This window comes from Streptomyces sp. TRM68416 (assembly GCF_014596915.1).
In the GTDB taxonomy this organism is placed as follows: domain Bacteria; phylum Actinomycetota; class Actinomycetes; order Streptomycetales; family Streptomycetaceae; genus Streptomyces.
Window position 1 is genome coordinate 1 of sequence record NZ_JACVWU010000079.1, and the last position, 947, is coordinate 947.

The following is a 947-nucleotide window of genomic DNA, read 5'->3' on the forward strand; positions in this document are numbered from 1 at the left end:
CGCTGCGTTCGGTGTTGCTGTTGTAGGGCCGCAGATAGGCCCATTCGTCGAGCAGGGTGCGGTTGAAGCGTTCGACCTTGCCGTTGGTCTGCGGCCGGTAGGCGCGGGTGAGTTTGCCGGCCGCATCGAGGTCGGCGAGTGCCTGCCGCCAGGCGAAGCTCTTGCGGTAGGGCCAGGCGTTGTCGGTCAGGACCCGTTCGATGCGGGTGATGCCGCGGGCGGCGAAGTATGCGGCGGCCCGGCGCAGGAAGTCTGCGCAGGTGGTGGCCTTCTCGTCGTCGTGGATCTCGCTGTAGGCCAGGCGGCTGTGGTCGTCGACGGCGGAATGGATGTAGTCGTAGCCCATGCTGTTGCGGCGGGCGCGGCCGGCCTGGCGGCCCAGGACTTTGTGGCCGCCGCCGTCGGGGATCCGGCCGAGTTTCTTGACGTCGACGTGGACGAGTTCGCCGGGCCGGTCGCGTTCGTAGCGGCGGATCGGCTGGCCGGTGGGCCGGTCCAGGTGGGCCAGCCGGTTCAGGCCGTGCCGGGTCAGGATCCGGTGCACGGTCGAGGCGGGCAGACCCAGGATCGGGCCGATGCGGGCCGGGCCGAGCTTGCGGTCCTGCCGCAGCCGGCAGACATGGGCTTCGGTTGCGGCAGTGGTTCGGTGAGGTGTTGTGCGTGGGCGGCTGGAGCGGTCGAAGAGCCCGCTGTCGCCCTCGGCCCGCCAGCGGCGGATCCACTTGTGGGCTGTGGGGCGGGAGATGCCCATCTCCGCGGCGACGTGCGCGACGGGACGGCCGGAGCGGACGCGGTCGATCAGCAGTCGCCTGCCGTGAACGGTCAGCCGGGCATTACGGTGGGACACGAAGGCCTCCGTGCGGTGAAGATTCGACACCTCCACCACACACGGAGGCCTTCGCCATGATCAAGCCCGCCCAGCGTTAACAACGCTCGTGATCAATACA

General features: G+C 69.5%; 1 protein-coding gene. It reads right to left on the reverse strand.

Features of this window, described 5'->3' with window-relative positions; translation table 11 throughout:
* Positions 1-847 (reverse strand): IS481 family transposase (locus ICC28_RS39990; RefSeq protein ID WP_188293787.1); only part of this gene is annotated, 847 nt, incomplete at its 3' end.
* Positions 848-947 lie beyond the last annotated feature (100 nt).